A 14,705-nucleotide genomic window follows, 5' to 3' on the forward strand; every position below is an offset into this window, starting at 1 on the left:
CGCGCCGAGCCACCTCCCCCAGTGGGGGAGGATTTGAACGGGTCATACTGCGCTCGGGCGCAGTTTCGACGAAGGCTTCGTCGACGATCAGCCAGCGGCCGTCAGGGTCGGGGATCGCGCCCACCGCGCCATCCGGGTTGTTCGGGTTGACCAGCACCAGGGCCTCGGTCGCCGCCGCGGCGAGGCGCTCGCGCGGAACGCAGGCGACCTTGGCGCCGGCCAGGCGCCAGGCTTCGGCATGGCCGCCATAGGTCGGCGCAGCGATGGCGACCGACCGCGCGCCCAACACCCGCGGCAAGGCGCGCAGGGCCGCCTCGGTCCCCGGCGTGGCGGCGACCCACTCGGCCGGTACGCCGAAGGCCTGCGCGGCCGCGGCTTCCAGCGCCGCCGTCTCGGCCGGATCGGGCAGGCGTCGCAGCGCGGCGGGACTGACCCGCCGTGCTGGATAGGAATGCGGATTGATCCCGGTCGACAGGTCGATCCACGGCTCGGACGCGTTTGGAAACGCCGCCCGGGCCGCAGCCAGCCGACCGCCGTGGCGGAGAAACTCCGCCAGCGCGGGATCAGAACTTCGCACGGACGCCGGCATAGAGCCCACGGCCCGGCGAGCCGTAGTTCCGGGTGGTCTCGTAGTCGTCGTCGAAGGCGTTTTCGACGCGGCCGTAGAGCTCGAAGGTCTCGTTCACCGGATAGGCGGCGCGCAGGTCGAGCAGGGTGTAGGGCTGGAGCGTCGTGGTGTTGGCCGCGTTGTCGAAGCTCTTGCCCACATAACGGATCGCCCCGCCGAAGCTGGCGCCGTTCTCCCAGGTGTAGGTCGCCTGGATATTGGCCTGATGCTCGGGCCGGCGGGCCAGGGCCTTGCCGCGGTTGGCGCTGCCAGCCACGTCGTTCTGCGCGTCCGTCCAGGTGTAGTTGGCCGCCACCTGCAGCGGGCCGAGGTCGGCCGAACCTTCCAGCTCGACGCCCTTGGCCTTGGTGCGGGCGGTGTTGTCGTAATAGCCCCAGCGGATGGCGCCGCCGACGACCACGCACATCGGATCGGCCGCGGAGCTGCAGGAGACGTAGTCGATCTGGTTCGTCGTCTCGCGCTGGAACCAGGTGGCGCGCAGGACGAAACGATCCATCAGCCGCTGCTCGACGCCGAAGTCCCAGGCGTCGGCCTCCTCGGCCTCCAGCGTGGTGTTCCCGTACTCGGAATAGAGCTGATAGAGGCTGGGGGCCTTGAAGCCCTGGCCGAAGCTGGCGCGCAGGATGGTGTTCCCGTCGTTCAGCGACCAGGCCGCGGCGAGCTGGCCGAGGGTCTTGTCGCCGAAGGTGTCATGGCTGTCGCGGCGCAGGCCGGCGGTCAGGGTCAGGCCGGGGACCACCTCGCCCTGGACCTGGGCGTAGAGGCCGTCGAGGCCGGCCTTGGCGCGGGCGACGGGCGGGTTCGGGTTGAAGGCGCTGGGCGAAACCGTGCGCATCTTGGAGTCTTCGATCTCGCCGCCGAAGGTCGCGGTCCAGGCGTCGCTGATCGCCCACACGCCTTGGTATTCCCAGCGCTTGTTCTCGCCGCGGGCGTCGAAGGTGGTCGTGGTGATCGCCTGGTCGGGGTTGAAGTTCTGGCGGTCGGTGCGGGTGTAGCCGTAGGCGAGGCGGTTCTTCAGCGCGCCGTCGAACAGGTCGAGATTGACGCCGACATAGCCGACGAACTCTTCGGTCTCGCCATAGTCGCGGCTGTCGGTCAGGAAGCCGTCGAAGTCGTTGCGACCCTTGGAATAGACGCCGCGGACGTCGAACGACAGCGCTTCGGTCACCGCCAGCAGCGCCCGGCCGCTGACGCCGGTGTTCTCATAGCCGTCCTTTTCCTGGCCCAGGCGATAGGACGAGACGCCGTCGGTTTCGTAACGGCCGGCGGCCAGGCGCCAGGTCAGGCGCTCGGTCCTGCCGCCGACGCCGGCGCGGAAATAGCTCGTGCCCATCGAACCGCCTTCGGCCGACAGCTCGCCCTCGAAGGGAGATTCGGCCTGGGCGGTGACGATGTTGACGACGCCGCCGATCGCCTGGCTGCCCCACAGGGTCGACTGGGCGCCGCGCAGAATCTCGATGCGCGCGATGTCGCCGGCCAGCAGGTTGGAGAAATTGTAGCCGCCCCCGGTCGAGGACGGATCGTTGAGCTTCACGCCGTCGATGATGACCACCGTCTGGTCGGTCTCCGCGCCCCGGATGCGCAGCGAGGTCGAGCCGCCGACCCCGCCGTTGCGCGAGAAGGAGACGCCGGGCGTCGTGGCCAGCAGGGTGGAGACGTCGGTCGCCTGGGCGGCCTTGATATCCTTTTCGGTGACGACGCTGATCGACTGGCCGACCCGATCGGCGGCCTGGGGCGAGCGGTTGGCGGTGACGACCAGCTCGCTGACGCTAGCGACGGCGGCCGGACTGGCCGTCTGGGCCAGGGCGGCGGTGGACAGGCCGCAAAGCGCGGCGGTGGTGGACAATAGAACGGTCTTCATAGGGCGATCCCCTTGACGCGTGACGACTTGAACCTGGGCGGGCGCTCAGGTCCGACGAACGTCGTCTCTCGGGAGAACTCCCCGTCCGCAGGCTCCCACCGAGCACGCGAAGGACGACCGCGTCAGGCAGGTCTCCTGGCTCACGGGTCACAGCCGGTGCGCGCCGCCTTCCCAGACTTTCGTCCAGTGGCCTATGACGCGCGGGCTCGCCGCTTACAGTTGCGGGGGCAGCCCAGGTCTTCCACCTGAGTTCCCTATTATTCCCCTTGCGGGGAACCTGATGCGTGGCCTGGACTAGGCCGCCGCAAGCGGAGCGTCAACAGATGAGCTTCACCCTGGTGATCGGCGGCGCGCGCTCGGGCAAGACGCGATATGCCCTGGAGCAGGCGCTGGCGCCGGGCGCCGCCCGCCGTGTGATGATCGCGACGGCGCAGGCGCTGGACGAGGAGATGGCGCAGCGGATCGCCCGTCACCGGGCCGAGCGGGGCGAAGCGTGGGCGACGGTGGAGGCGCCGCTGGACCTGGCCGACGCCGTGCGGCGGCTGGAGGCCGGCGAGGCGGCGGTGGTCGACTGCCTGACCCTGTGGCTGAGCAACCTGATGCTGGGCGACCTGGACGTCGCCGCCGCCGTCGCCGAGACGGCGCAGGCCCTGGCCGCCAGCCCGGCCGGGATCGTCGTCGTCACCAACGAGGTCGGCCAGGGGATCGTGCCAGACAACGCCCTGGCCCGGCGGTTCCGCGACGAAGCCGGCTGGATGAACCAGGCCATGGCGGCGGCGGCCGACCGCGTTGTGCTGGTGTCGGCGGGCCTGCCGCTGGTGCTGAAGGGTTAGGCGAGGCCGAAAGCCCGCATCAGATTGGCGATCTCCACGCCGCCGGCCTCGCCCTCGGCCAGCAGGGCGTCGTGGACGCGCGTGCGGTCGGCGGGCGGATGGGTCTGGCTGAGCTTGGTCACGCCCTCGATCTGCTCGATGTCGATGGCGAAGGAGCGGATGTAGGGCAGCAGGAAGTCGACCCGCTCTCGCGCGGTCTCCAGCGTCCAGGGCGGCTCGCCTTTGCGCTCGAGAATCTCGGCGCTGCGCCGCAGCACCGCCAGTTGCCCCTCGGGATCGTCGATGGGGGTCAGCCGCCCGCGCACATGCGCCTGGACGTAGTTCCAGGTCGGAACCTCGGGCTTTTCGACGTACCAGCGCGAGGAGACATAGGCGTGCGGCCCCCAGAAGACCGCGAGCGCCTGTTGCCCGTCCTCCAGGGCCGCGGCGTGCGGATTGCGCCGCGCCATGTGGCCGACCAGCCGGCCCTGGTCGTCGTCGCGTGCGAAGAAGATCGGGGTGGAGGTGGCGTGGACGCCGCCCGCGCCCGCGGTGACCAGCAGGGCGAAAGGATGCTGCTCGACGATCTCGGCGGGACGCTCTGCGGCGTAGATCGGCGGGACGAAGAGCGAGGGGCCGTTCATGCGGCGTCTCCTTGGTGCGTCAGACGCCGGCCGGACCGACGATGGCGTCCGCCATCAGGGTCTGGGTTCGGGCCTGGAGCGGCGGCGCGCTCTGCGACATCAACTGGATCATGCCGACGAACAGCAGGTCGTTCTCGGGATCGACCCAGAACCAGGTGCCGGCCGCGCCGTCCCAGTGATAGGTCCCGCGGCCCACCGGCACGCCGGCGGCGGCCGGGTCGGTGAACACCACGCCGTTCAGCCCGATCCCGAAGCCCGGACGAATGCGCTGCTGTCCGATCAGGAAGCCCTTTTGCATCATCCAGTCGGGCAGGTGGTTGGTCATCTGCAGCCTGACGGCCTGCGGGCTCAGGATACGGCGGCCGTCCCACTCGCCCTCGTTGAGCAGCATCTGGGCGTAGCGGGCGTAGTCGCCGGCGGTCGAGACCAGGCCCCCGCCGCCCGAGGCCAGGGCGGGAGGCGCGCTGTCGTCGCGTTTCAAGGGATTGGCGATCGGCTTCAGGGTTCCCGCGCCCTCGTCGAGATAGAGCGTCGCCAGCCGATGGCTCTTTTCCGGCGGGGTATGGAAGTCGGTGTCGACCATGCCCAGCGGGCCGAAGATCTTCTCGCGCATGAAGTCGGGCAGGGATTGGCCGCTGAGGCGCTCGATGATCGCCCCCTGGATGTCCATACCGATGCTGTAGGCCCAGCTTGCGCCGGGCTGATAGGCCAGCGGCAGGCTGGCGACGCGAGCGCTGAGTTCGGCGAGGTTCGCCGACTTCCAGACCCTGGCCTGGCGATAGAGGTCGTCGACCGGCGCGCCGGGCTGCAGGCCATAGCCGAGGCCGGCGGTGTGGGTCATGAGCTCGCGCATGGTGGGACCGCGTTCGGCCGGAGCGGTGACGATCTCGCCATCGGGCCGGCGCTCGACGAAGACGCGCAGATCGGCGAACTCGGGCAGATGCCGGGAGACCGGATCGTCCAGGTCCCAGAGCCCCTGGTCGTGCAGGATCATCATGGCGCTGGCGGTGACCGGCTTGGTCATCGAGAACACCCGGAAGATGCTGTCGGGCGCCAGCGGCTGGCCGCTCTCGATGTCCTTCAGGCCCATGGCCGTCTGGCGCACCAGCCGCCCGCCGCGGGCGACCAGGGTGACGGCGCCGGCCAGGACGCCCTGGTCGACACAGGCCTGGACGGCCGCATCCACGCGCTCCAGCCCCTCGACGGAAAGTCCTACGTCCTGTGGACGCGCCGGCTCCAGTCGCCGCATGTCTTCCTCCCCTGTTGTTCGAACGCTCACGCTCCGTCTCCCTGCGGCGCCAGATGCGGGCCAGGCGGCTCGGGCGAGCCGTCCAGGGCCGGCTCCAGAACCGCGGCGACCGCGTCGGCGAGGCGGGTGATGGCCCGCGGCGCGTAGCCGCCCGAAGCGCGCCAGTAGAGCCACGAACTGCCGTTCATGAAGAAGGCGCTGAGGCAGATGTCGAACAGGGCCGCGTCCGACCAGGTCGAGCCGAGTTGGCGAGCCCGCGCGGCCGTCGCCAACGCCATCGCCTCCGCATGGCGGGCGCCGATGGAGGCCAGCCGGCCATAGTGATGGACCGCATCGAAGAGCGCGAAGTCGAAGCCGATCCTCAGCTCCTCCTCCTTCAGCGCGATCACCCAGGCCCGCAGCGCCTCGCGCCGGTCGCCGCCCGCCGCAAGCGGCGTGGAGGCCGCGAAGGCCCGCAGCTCGGCGAGCTTGCCTTCGTAGAGGGCGAGGAACGCCGCCTCCTTGTTGGGGAAGTAGTGATAGAAGGACCCGACCGCGACGCCGGCCTCATGAGCGATGGCCGTGGCGGTCGTCGCCTCGGCCCCATCCCTGCGAAGAACCGCGTGGGCCGCCTCCAGAATGGCGGCCATGCGCTCATGCGCCCGGCGCTGCAGTGGGGGGTTGCGCAGCGCCAGGGCGTCGTCGCCGGAGGCCGCGGCCGTCTTCAACGCGCCGCCTCGCGGTCCACCGCGTCGATGACGCCGTCGAAGAAGGCGAAGGTCTCCTCGGCCAGGGCCGGGTTGCTGGCGGTCGGCCAAGCGGCGGTCTTCACGACGACCAGGTCCCGCTTGCGATCGACCAGGATGTACTGCCCGTGGATTCCGATCGCCATGAACAGCCCCTCCCGGCCGGGCCGGTCAGGCGCCAGCCACCACTGATAGCCATAGCCCAGTTGCGAACGGCCGCCCAGCTTGCCGGGCGCCAGGTTCGGCCGGTGCGGCCGGACAGCGTCGGCCGACCAGTCGGCGGGCACGATCCGCCGGCCGTCCAGCTCGCCGGCGCGGGCGAACAGCAGGCCAAAGCGCCCATAGTCGCGCAGCCGCGCCAGCACGCCGCCGGCCGCGACCTCCTGCCCCGCCGCGCCGGGGCCGTCGAGCATCCAGCGCGCGTCGGCCTCGGCCCCCATCGGAGCCCACACCTTGCGTGACAGATAGTCGGCCAGCGGCTCGCCGACGGCCCGCCGGACCAGCATGCCCAGCACCTCGGTGTCGGCGCTGGCGTAGTTGAAGAGCTGGCCCGGCGGACGGGCCGAGGGGATCTGCCGCGCGAAGTCGTAGAGGCCGCCCTGATTGGCCGAGAATACGCCGATGAACCGGGCGATGCCGGAATCGGGCTCGGCATAGGCCTCCTGGAAGCTGGTGCCCGAGGACATGTTGAGCACGTCCTCGATGGAGGCGCTCTCATAGGCGCCGCCCTTCACCTCCGGCAGGTATTTAGCCACCGGGTCAGAAAGGCTGGCGATCTTGCCCTCGGCCAGGGCCAGGCCGACCAGGGTCGAGACCACCGACTTGCCCATCGAGAACGAGACGAAACGCGTGTCGGGATCGGCGCCGAGAGCGTAGCGCTCCAGCAGGATGTCTTGGCCCTTGAGCACCAGCAGGCCGCTCACATGGTTGCGGGCGATGAAGTCGTCGAGGCCGAGCGTGCGGCCCTCGAACCGGTAGGTCGGGGCGATGGGCCGGGCCGCGACGTGGAGCGGCAGGACCTGCGGCGAGGCCTGCACCCGCCGGGAGGGGAACAGCTCCTCCATGCCCTGGAAGGCGGCCGCATTGTGCTGGGGCGACAGCCATGTCGCCCGCGACCCGACATCGGCCGCCCCGGCCGGCGCAGCCATCACCAGCGCCGACGCCAAACCCAGTATCCAACGCATGACCACGCCTCCCCTTGATTGAACTTGAATTCAAGTTCGGTTTCTTGAGGCGAACCTACACACGGTCGAGCTGGATTGTCGAATCTGAATTCATATTCGGATTTCCTAAGTCACCCCGCAACTCTAAGAGTCGATCATGGCGTTCGGGGATCGAGCCCCGCTTGGACTGGACAATCGTACGCGGTGCGGACAGGCAGCCATCGCGGCGCCCACGTGTGTCGTCCCGGAAAGCGCGCAGCGCATGTCCGGGATCCATGAACACCGGATGGCGCAGGCGCGCCTCGCGGGACTCTAATTTCGAGATCAGGCGCGCATGGGTCCCGGTCTTCGGCTGCGCCGAAACCGGGATGACACCCACATGCGACAGCCCCTTACGAAAACGCGCCCTGTTCCAGCAGGTCGGCCGCGTGATTGGCGGTGCGGGCCGAGAGCGCCATGTAGGTGAGCGAGGGGTTCATCGAGGCGCTGGAGGTCATGACCGCGCCGTCGGAGGCGAACAGGTTGGGCACCTCATGCGCCTGGCCCCAGCCGTTGAAGACCGAGGTCGCCGGATCGCGGCCCATGCGGGCGGTGCCCATCTCGTGGATGCGGTCGCCCGGCGGCGTCAGATAGGCGCCGGCCTCCTCCCAGGGCGTGATGTCGACGCAGCCGGCGGCGGCGAGCATGGCGGCCGCGTCGCGTGCGGCCTCGCGCATCATCACCCGCTCGTTCGGGCCATGCTCGGCGTCGATGACCGGCAGCGGAATGCCCCAGGAGTCGACCCGCGAAGTGGTCAGGGTGACGCGGTTGTTCGGGTTCGGCAGCACCTCGCCGAACGGCCCGAGGGACATCACCCAGACGCGCTTCGGGCGGCCCGACTCGTCGAGTTCCCCGCCCGGCCGCCGCATGCGCCGCGCGCCGCCCTGCATGCCGAAGCCGCGCAGATAGTCCTTGTCCTCGGTGACGTTCGAATAGCGCGGAATGTAGATGCCTGTGGGCCGGTCGGCCTGGTAGGGCTGGTCGTCGAAGCCGGGATAGGTCCCGAACACCTGCTTGCAACTGACGTGGTCCATCAGGTTGCGGCCGACCTGGTCGCTGCCGTTGGCGAGGCCCCGGGGGAAGGCGTCGGACCGCGAGTTCAACAGCAGGGCCGCGGTGTTGATCGCCGAGGCGTTCAGGAACACCAGCCGCGCCTCGTAGGTCACGCCCTGCTTGGTCAGGCGGTTGATCGCCCGCACGCCGGTGGCGCGGTTGCGGACCGGATCGTAGGTCACGCTTTCGACGATGGTGTCGGTGAGCACCGTCAGGTTGCCGGTCGCCTGGGCCGCCGGCAGCGTCGCCGCGAGCGACGAGAAATAGGCGCCGAGCGGGCAGCCGTGATGACAGCGCACATAGCCTTCGCAGCGCTTGCGGCCCAGGTCCATCTGCGGCTTGGCGACCCGGCTCAGATTGGCGGTGCGGCCCATGATGAACCGGCGGGTGGGGAAGGCCGCTTCGATCCGCGCCTTGGCCTCTTCCTCGACGCAGTTGAACGGGAACGGCGGCAGGAAGTCGCCGTCGGGCAGTTGCGGAACCTCGTCGTAGCCGCCGCTCACCCCCGCGAAGGCCTCGACGTGGTCGTACCAGGGCTCCAGGTCCTCGTAGCGGATCGGCCAGTCGACCCCGTGCCCGTCCTTCAGGTTGGACTCGAAGTCGTCGGGCGCCCAGCGATAGGACTGGCGCGCCCAGGTGAGCGAGCGGCCGCCGAGGTGATAGCCGCGGATCCAGCGATAGGGCTTTCCGGGCACGGTTTCGTACGGATAGTCGTGGTCGCTGGCCCAGAACTTCTTGTTCGAATTGAACAGGGCGTAGCTGACGCCCTCGTAGTACGGGTAGTGCAATCGCCGCTCTTCCAACGGGACCTGATCATCCTGCGGCCGCAGGCGCCCGGCGGTCTCGTGGCTGTAGTCGGGGCCATGCTCGATATGCGGCCCACGCTCCAGCATCAGCACTTTCAGGCCGCGCTCGCACAGCTCCTTGGCGACCCAGCCGCCGCTGATGCCCGACCCCACTACGATCGCGTCGAACTGCATGGTCACCTTCACGCCTCGCCTTGGTGCGCATCGAACAGCGCAACGGCCTGTCTGAGCGCGGCGATCGGCTCGCCGCGCGGAATGAATTCGTGGCCGACCCACTGGTCGTAGCCAAGGTGGCGGAGCAGGCCGGCGATGGCGCGCCAGTTGATCTCCTGCCGGTCATCCAGGTCGCGCCGGCCAGGCGCGCCGGCCGTATGGACATGGCCGATGAGGTCGAAGTTCGCCTTGATGGTGCGGCTGAGGTCGCCCTCCATCAACTGCATATGGTAGCCGTCGTAGAGCAATTTCAGGGCCGGGGAGCCGACCCCGCGCACGACTTCGGCGCCGAAGGCCGTCCGGTCGCACTGCTGGCCGGGGTGATCGACCTTGCTGTTGAGCAGTTCCATGAGCAGCCGCACGCCGGCGGCGGCGGCGTGCGCGGCCAGCGGCCTCAAGCCCTCCACGCAGGCGGCGATGGCGCGCGCGTCGTCCCCGTCTCCGAAGCGGTCGCCGGCGAACACGATCACGGCCTGCGCGCCGCCCTGGGCGGCCTCGTCGATCCTGCGCCGCACCTCGCTCTGAAGCGCCGCATGGCGCGAGGGATCGTTGAACCCCTCCTGCAGCTTGTGGCCGGTCACCGTGACGATTTCGAGCCCGAGGTCGCGCGCGAGCGGCCAATGGGCGTGCGGCAGCATCTCGACACCCTGCACGCCGGCCGCCGCCGCCTGCTGCAGAAACGCGGCCGGCTCGACCTCCCGACCCGCCGTGAACGACCACCAGGCGAAGCTCTGCCGCATCACCAGGCGCCTCTTCCGAAGCGACCGGCGGCGTCCCCGCTCCTGGTCTTCATCTTGGCCATCGTTTCCGCCCTGCGGCTGTCGCTCCGGCGGTTCCCGGTCAGCCATCGCATCTTGGACGCCAGTGTCCATACAATCGATTACATTACAAGACCCGAGAGAACGCCGAGACCTTCCGACCAAGGGTCCGCCGTCGCCGGCAAGGATGATGAGCATTTGAAAGATTGGAGCGGGCGATGGGATTCGAACCCACGACATTCAGCTTGGGAAGCTATGGGGAAAGTCAGTAGCTCAAGGGCTTGGCTCCCAACTACGCCAAAATCCGCTCCAGTCGTTTCAATGGGTTAAGCGGATTTTCCCAACTGCGCTGAGCGCGAACGGCGTTCGCCGCCACGACGCACTTGACTTCAATGTTCTAAATTCGTTCACATTTGACGCATGAAGGTCGACAACGTCATTCGCCTCCCCCAGCGCCCGAAGCCCGCCCGCCTCGTCCCTATCGTCGGCTACGTCGGCGAAGGCGGCCGAGTCGTTTTCACCCAGCCCCGTCCGGCACGATGAAGGGCCGCAAGAGGGTCGCGCTCCTGCGCCGCGTCCGCATGATGGAGAAGGACGGCAGCGGGACATTACACTTTCAGATCATGGATGCTCGTCGTCCGGAGTTTTTGCCGCGCGAGGCTGTCCCCGACTTCGACGGCGAAGAGGCGTGGTTCATGCTTGAGCGCGTCCGCGGTCCCGTCTGGATGACCTGGAAAGTGTTGCGCCAGGTCGAGAGCTCCGACGCTGGTTGGTCAGAAGTGCTCTACGGGCCGCGCTGAAATGGGCCGCGCCGAAACCCTCGACAAATCCATGCGCTACCACGACCGGCTGCACGTCAGATGCCGCTGCGGCCACGAGGGATCGTTCAGCCAGGCCGAGGCCCTCACGGTTTTCGGCCCGGATGCCACGCCCTACGCCATAAGACGGCGGCTCCGGTGCAGCGCCTGCGCTGAGGTCGGGCATGTGGAGGTCTGGATATAGAAGGAAAGTCGCGATCCGCCATATCGGCGATCTTGGCTATCCATCGAAGCGCCCTGGGGCGCTTATCACCAAGCAAGGACCGCCCGCGAAGCCTAGGTGCAATGGCGCAAAAGTCAAGACTTCTCAACCGGTTATCGGTGCCGCGCTAACGGTCTGAAACTAGAGTCCTTTTCGGTTCACGTACACGCCAGCTTTACACGTCGGCGGGACGTGGAAAGAAATCCGCCGGTTTTTGACATGTCCCAAACGCAAAAAGGCCCGCCCCCGGTGAAGGGAGCGGGCCAAGTTGTAAGAAATGCTTACAGGTTGCGGTCGGCCGCTGGCCGCCGGGCCAGATCACTTCGCCAACGTCGGCAAAATGATCGGCGGGAGCTGCAACGGGCTCACGTATCCGGCGGAGGGCACTTGAAGGGTAACGGCGCACCGTTCGCCGCGGCCCAGCGGCAGATCCGCGCCACCGCGGCCCAGCCCCGCTCGCCCCAGGCCTCGACCGCCGCGTCGTACTCGGCCAGGGCGTTGTCGCTGGCCAGCGCCTCGAGCGCCAGGACCGGCTTGGCCTCAACCTTCAGGTCGGCACTCGGCGGGTAGGCGGTGAGCTGCGGTTCCCTGCTGGCGCAACTGCACGCAAGCGCGGCGCAGCCGGCCAGGGCCAGGCTTCTCATCAGGCGCGGACTGGATCGCACGGGACTGTTCCTCTTGGGCTGACATGATGCGGTGGGCGTCTTCGGCGCGCTCGCCGGCGGCGGCCGTATTGGCCTGGCCGACGCGCTTGACGGTCGAGACGCTGGCGGCGACGTCGCGGTCCTTCTGGGCCTGGACGCCGGAACAATGGCCCAGCAGGAAGACCGGCCCGGCGATGACCGCGGCGCCGACCAGTGCCGGCCACCAGGTCTGCGCGACGCTGCGCGCGGCCATCCATTGGATCATTTCCCGGTCCTCATGGTGTTGGAGAGGCGAACTGCGCGCTGGCCGACCTGCTTGGCCCAGAGGCTCTTGAGCATGCCGTCAGCGGCGGCGGCATACTCGCCGCGCTGGATCATCCCGAGCGTGTTCTTAAAGCCGAGCAGGCCCTTCGTTCCGCCGGCCACCCCGACGCCCAGATTGAAGGCCATGTTCTGCAGGACGCGACGCCGGGCGGGATCGAGGTTCGCGACCCATGGCAGGGCTGCGGCGAGCTGAGCGTTATGATCCCGGATGTCCCTGATCAACGCCGCTTCCGCCTGTTCCAGCGTCCACGTCAGGCCTGGACGGACATCTGGTCCGGTGTGGCCATATCCGATCGTCCAGGGTGGCCCCTTCGAGATCGGGTCTGGATAGGCGTCGAGGCGAAGGCCCTCGTCCCGCTTGAGGTCTGCGATAAGCTGCGGGTCGATGTCGAGGGTGAGGTCGACGCCCCTTAGCTCGGTGTCGATCCGAGCGATCAGGTTGTCGAGGTTGGCCCTGGCGGAGAGAGCATCCGCCTTGATGGCTGTGAGCGCCTCTCGGCTCATGCTGGGTCCTCCAGGCTGCGTTCAGGCGCCTGCGCTGGCTCGATCGTCGTCTCGGTGACCGTCCGCACCGCGAGCGGCGTCGCCTCGTCCTGGTCGATGCTGGCGACCAGCCCATCACGGCCGCCGCGTACATTGACCGACAGTCCAGTGATCGCAGTCAGCGCCACGAGGATCAGGAACGCCGCGCTGACCATCCCCCAGCCCAGCCATTGGAGTTGCTGGGCCTGGCGCTCGGGAGCCCAGGGGCCAAGCCAGATCACCAGGCCGAAGCCCACGAAAACCAGGGTCAAGGCCACGCCAGCGCCGATCTGCGCCCAGATTTTGATGGGCGCGGCGTCGATGAGGGCATGCCAGACGCGGGCGACCCGGCCCTCTGGTTGCTTGGCGGCATCGGTCATTTCTGCAACGTCTCCCGCCCCGCCCAGATCGCGGCGAACATGGCCAGGAACCACGGGGCGTTCTTGCCGAGCCAGGTCGTGAAGGCCGCGACGCCCTGGACGCGATCGCGCTGGCTCTCCAACAAGCTGATGCGGGCCTGGGCCGCCTTGAGTTCCCCCCTCAAGGCCTCGACGTCCTTGTGGACCTCTTGCGCCTCGAGCCGGATCAGCCGGTCGCGCATGTCCATCATCAACTCGGTCTGGCTGTCGAGGCGCTTGGTCTGGGCCGCGACCAACTCGCCGAGCTGGCGCATCGCCAGGACCTGCGCCTGCTGCCAGGCCTCCGACATGCCGGTCGGCATCATCACTTGGGGTTCCCCGCCCTCGGCCATCACACCCCCGACGAGTTGTGCGCCGCCAGCAACGCCGCGCCGCCATCGCTCACGGACGCAATGATCTCGTTCCCGACCGGCGGCTCCTTCAGGGCCTTGCTCTCCAGCAGGTACTGCTGGGCCTGGTTGCCGGTCATGGTCAGGTTCGTCACCCGCTCCATGCGGACCCACGACTTCTGATCTGGGAACCCCGCCACGACGTTGCCCTCGATGACCACGCCGTCGCCGCCCTCGATCATCAGCCCGTTGTAGAGGCCGCCCAGGATCAGGTTGCGGGCGATCGACACATCCCGATAGGGCAGCGTCTTCACCTGGTCCCGCAGGAAGACGCCCTGGACCGCCGCCCCTTCGCCCCTGACGATCACATTGTCGGCAATGATGATGCCTTGCGCCGAGGCCATGGTGTTCGTCGTCCAGAGCTGGACGGCGTCGGGATGGTCGCCCTGCGCCGGGAAGAAGTCCGAGAAGCGGTTTGCGGTGACGGCCAGGCCCGAGACGCCGCCGCCGCGCACCCCATCGGTCTGCAGGTGATGAAAACGGTTCCCGGCGACCAGGACGCCCGTGCAATCGAGGATCGACAGCCCGTGCTGCAGGCCATGAAAGACCGACCCGCTGACGGACACCTCAGCGCTCTCGCGCAGGGTCAGCCCGCCGACGCCGGAAAGCGGCGCGGCGTCGTCGGGGCCTTTCACGTCGATCTGCGAGAAGCGAACGCCCTTGGACCTCATGACGATGAACGGATTGGGCAGACCTCCAGCCGAAGCGGCGAAGGTCAAGCCAGTGAAGGCCAGGCCCTCGCTGTCGCGCACGTCGAGGCCGGTCAGGATCGCGCGCTCGCCCTCGATCCTGACCGGCCCGCTGAACCGCAGTCCCTTGATCAGCACCGCGGAGTAGGTCCCTGGCGCCAGCCGCAGCGCCTCTCCGCCCCGCGCCGCCTTCAGCGCGGCCAACAGCTCGGCGGCCGAGGCCGCATCGTAGCGCGGCTCAGGCGGCTCGAGCGGCGCCTGGCGATTGGCGAGGATGGCGGCGAGCGCACGCTCGGCGCTCGCATGATCGGGGAACCCGATCATCACCGAATTGCTGGACGGCTGGTCATCGAGAAGGGCGTAGCTGGCCATCGCCAGCGTGGATGTCAGGGCTTGGCTCATGCTCATGCCTCGGCTTGCAGGGATCGCTGAAGGGGGTGCGTCATGGGGCTTCGTAAGCGCCAACCGTGGCGCCTTCGGCCGGCCGGGGCGCGCCGGCGAAGTCATGCGACAGCACCGATCGATCGACCCGGCCGGCCACTGGAACGACGCCCGGCGTGAAGGAGTAGGTCCCGGGCGGCGCGCCGCCGGCCGTATAGGTCGGGCCGGCCGAGACTGTCGTGCCTTGGTAGTTCGTGAAGGCCGCAGCCGGCATCTGCGGGACGAGCTGGCTGGTCCCAATCGAGGTCCCGACGCCCGGATAGGCCTGCGCCTGTGTGCCTCCGACAGGATCGATCGAGGCGTACT

Annotated in this window: 16 protein-coding genes and 1 riboswitch; of the genes, 2 read left to right on the top strand and 14 right to left on the bottom strand. The window is 68.7% G+C overall.

The window, feature by feature from the left end; all coding sequences use genetic code 11:
• Together ACE3TL_RS13855 and ACE3TL_RS13860 are read right to left on the bottom strand one after the other, a co-directional pair.
• Nucleotides 1-577 (bottom strand): aminotransferase class I/II-fold pyridoxal phosphate-dependent enzyme (locus ACE3TL_RS13855; protein ID WP_374579268.1); only part of this gene is annotated, 577 nt, incomplete at its 3' end.
• On the bottom strand, nt 564-2,489 hold the full coding sequence (locus tag ACE3TL_RS13860; RefSeq protein WP_374579269.1) for a TonB-dependent receptor plug domain-containing protein: 1,926 nt from the start codon (nt 2,487-2,489) through the stop codon (nt 564-566). The genes ACE3TL_RS13855 and ACE3TL_RS13860, both read right to left, overlap by 14 nt.
• Before the next feature lie 107 nt (nt 2,490-2,596).
• Nucleotides 2,597-2,785: riboswitch (cobalamin riboswitch) on the bottom strand.
• A gap of 27 nt (nt 2,786-2,812) precedes the next feature.
• On the opposite strand from ACE3TL_RS13860, the gene cobU reads away from it, so the two are divergent.
• Nucleotides 2,813-3,322 carry a bifunctional adenosylcobinamide kinase/adenosylcobinamide-phosphate guanylyltransferase gene (cobU, locus tag ACE3TL_RS13865; protein ID WP_374579270.1) on the top strand — a complete coding sequence of 170 codons (510 nt, stop codon included), beginning with the start codon at nt 2,813-2,815 and terminating at the stop codon, nt 3,320-3,322.
• Here cobU and ACE3TL_RS13870 read toward each other — a convergent pair.
• From ACE3TL_RS13870 to ACE3TL_RS13895, 6 genes are all read right to left on the bottom strand, one after another.
• Entirely contained in the window at nt 3,319-3,945 is a 627-nt protein-coding gene (locus tag ACE3TL_RS13870; RefSeq protein WP_374579271.1) for an FMN-binding negative transcriptional regulator, read from the bottom strand. The two genes, cobU and ACE3TL_RS13870, sit on opposite strands and share 4 nt — an antisense overlap.
• A gap of 19 nt (nt 3,946-3,964) precedes the next feature.
• Entirely contained in the window at nt 3,965-5,194 is a 1,230-nt protein-coding gene (locus tag ACE3TL_RS13875; RefSeq protein WP_374579272.1) for a serine hydrolase domain-containing protein, read from the bottom strand.
• Nucleotides 5,195-5,220: 26 nt separating this feature from the next.
• Nucleotides 5,221-5,901, bottom strand: a complete 681-nt coding sequence (locus ACE3TL_RS13880) for a TetR/AcrR family transcriptional regulator (RefSeq protein ID WP_374579273.1) — start codon at nt 5,899-5,901, stop codon at nt 5,221-5,223.
• Nucleotides 5,898-7,103 (bottom strand): serine hydrolase domain-containing protein, encoded by a 1,206-nt coding sequence (locus ACE3TL_RS13885; protein WP_374579274.1) that lies wholly within the window; start codon nt 7,101-7,103, stop codon nt 5,898-5,900. The genes ACE3TL_RS13880 and ACE3TL_RS13885 overlap by 4 nt, the downstream gene beginning before the upstream one ends.
• Before the next feature lie 371 nt (nt 7,104-7,474).
• The gene (locus ACE3TL_RS13890) at nt 7,475-9,154 is read right to left on the bottom strand and encodes a GMC oxidoreductase (protein ID WP_374579275.1); all 1,680 of its coding nucleotides are present in this window, start codon (nt 9,152-9,154) and stop codon (nt 7,475-7,477) included.
• Between the two features lie 8 nt (nt 9,155-9,162).
• Complete coding sequence (locus ACE3TL_RS13895) at nt 9,163-9,933, bottom strand: TIM barrel protein (protein ID WP_374579276.1); 771 nt, start codon at nt 9,931-9,933, stop codon at nt 9,163-9,165.
• Between the two features lie 557 nt (nt 9,934-10,490).
• Between ACE3TL_RS13895 and ACE3TL_RS13900 the strand changes: the two genes are divergently transcribed.
• On the top strand, nt 10,491-10,751 hold the full coding sequence (locus ACE3TL_RS13900) for a hypothetical protein (protein WP_374579277.1): 261 nt from the start codon (nt 10,491-10,493) through the stop codon (nt 10,749-10,751).
• Nucleotides 10,752-11,511: 760 nt separating this feature from the next.
• Here the strand turns inward: ACE3TL_RS13900 and ACE3TL_RS13905 are convergent.
• The 6 genes from ACE3TL_RS13905 to ACE3TL_RS13930 form a co-directional block, all read right to left on the bottom strand.
• Entirely contained in the window at nt 11,512-11,880 is a 369-nt protein-coding gene (locus ACE3TL_RS13905; protein WP_374579278.1) for a hypothetical protein, read from the bottom strand.
• Nucleotides 11,877-12,443: a glycoside hydrolase family protein gene (locus tag ACE3TL_RS13910; protein ID WP_374579279.1), complete on the bottom strand. Its 567-nt coding sequence runs from the start codon at nt 12,441-12,443 to the stop codon at nt 11,877-11,879. The genes ACE3TL_RS13905 and ACE3TL_RS13910 overlap by 4 nt, the downstream gene beginning before the upstream one ends.
• Entirely contained in the window at nt 12,440-12,841 is a 402-nt protein-coding gene (locus ACE3TL_RS13915; protein ID WP_374579280.1) for a hypothetical protein, read from the bottom strand. The genes ACE3TL_RS13910 and ACE3TL_RS13915 overlap by 4 nt, the downstream gene beginning before the upstream one ends.
• The gene (locus ACE3TL_RS13920; protein ID WP_374579281.1) at nt 12,838-13,188 is read right to left on the bottom strand and encodes a hypothetical protein; all 351 of its coding nucleotides are present in this window, start codon (nt 13,186-13,188) and stop codon (nt 12,838-12,840) included. The genes ACE3TL_RS13915 and ACE3TL_RS13920 overlap by 4 nt, the downstream gene beginning before the upstream one ends.
• A gap of 23 nt (nt 13,189-13,211) precedes the next feature.
• Nucleotides 13,212-14,360, bottom strand: coding sequence for a right-handed parallel beta-helix repeat-containing protein (locus ACE3TL_RS13925; RefSeq protein WP_374579282.1), 1,149 nt, complete (start codon nt 14,358-14,360; stop codon nt 13,212-13,214).
• Nucleotides 14,361-14,400: 40 nt separating this feature from the next.
• A partial coding sequence (locus ACE3TL_RS13930) for a hypothetical protein (RefSeq protein WP_374579283.1) occupies nt 14,401-14,705 on the bottom strand: 305 nt, incomplete at its 5' end.

The sequence above is a fragment of the Phenylobacterium sp. genome, from assembly GCF_041920015.1.
Taxonomy (GTDB): domain Bacteria; phylum Pseudomonadota; class Alphaproteobacteria; order Caulobacterales; family Caulobacteraceae; genus Phenylobacterium.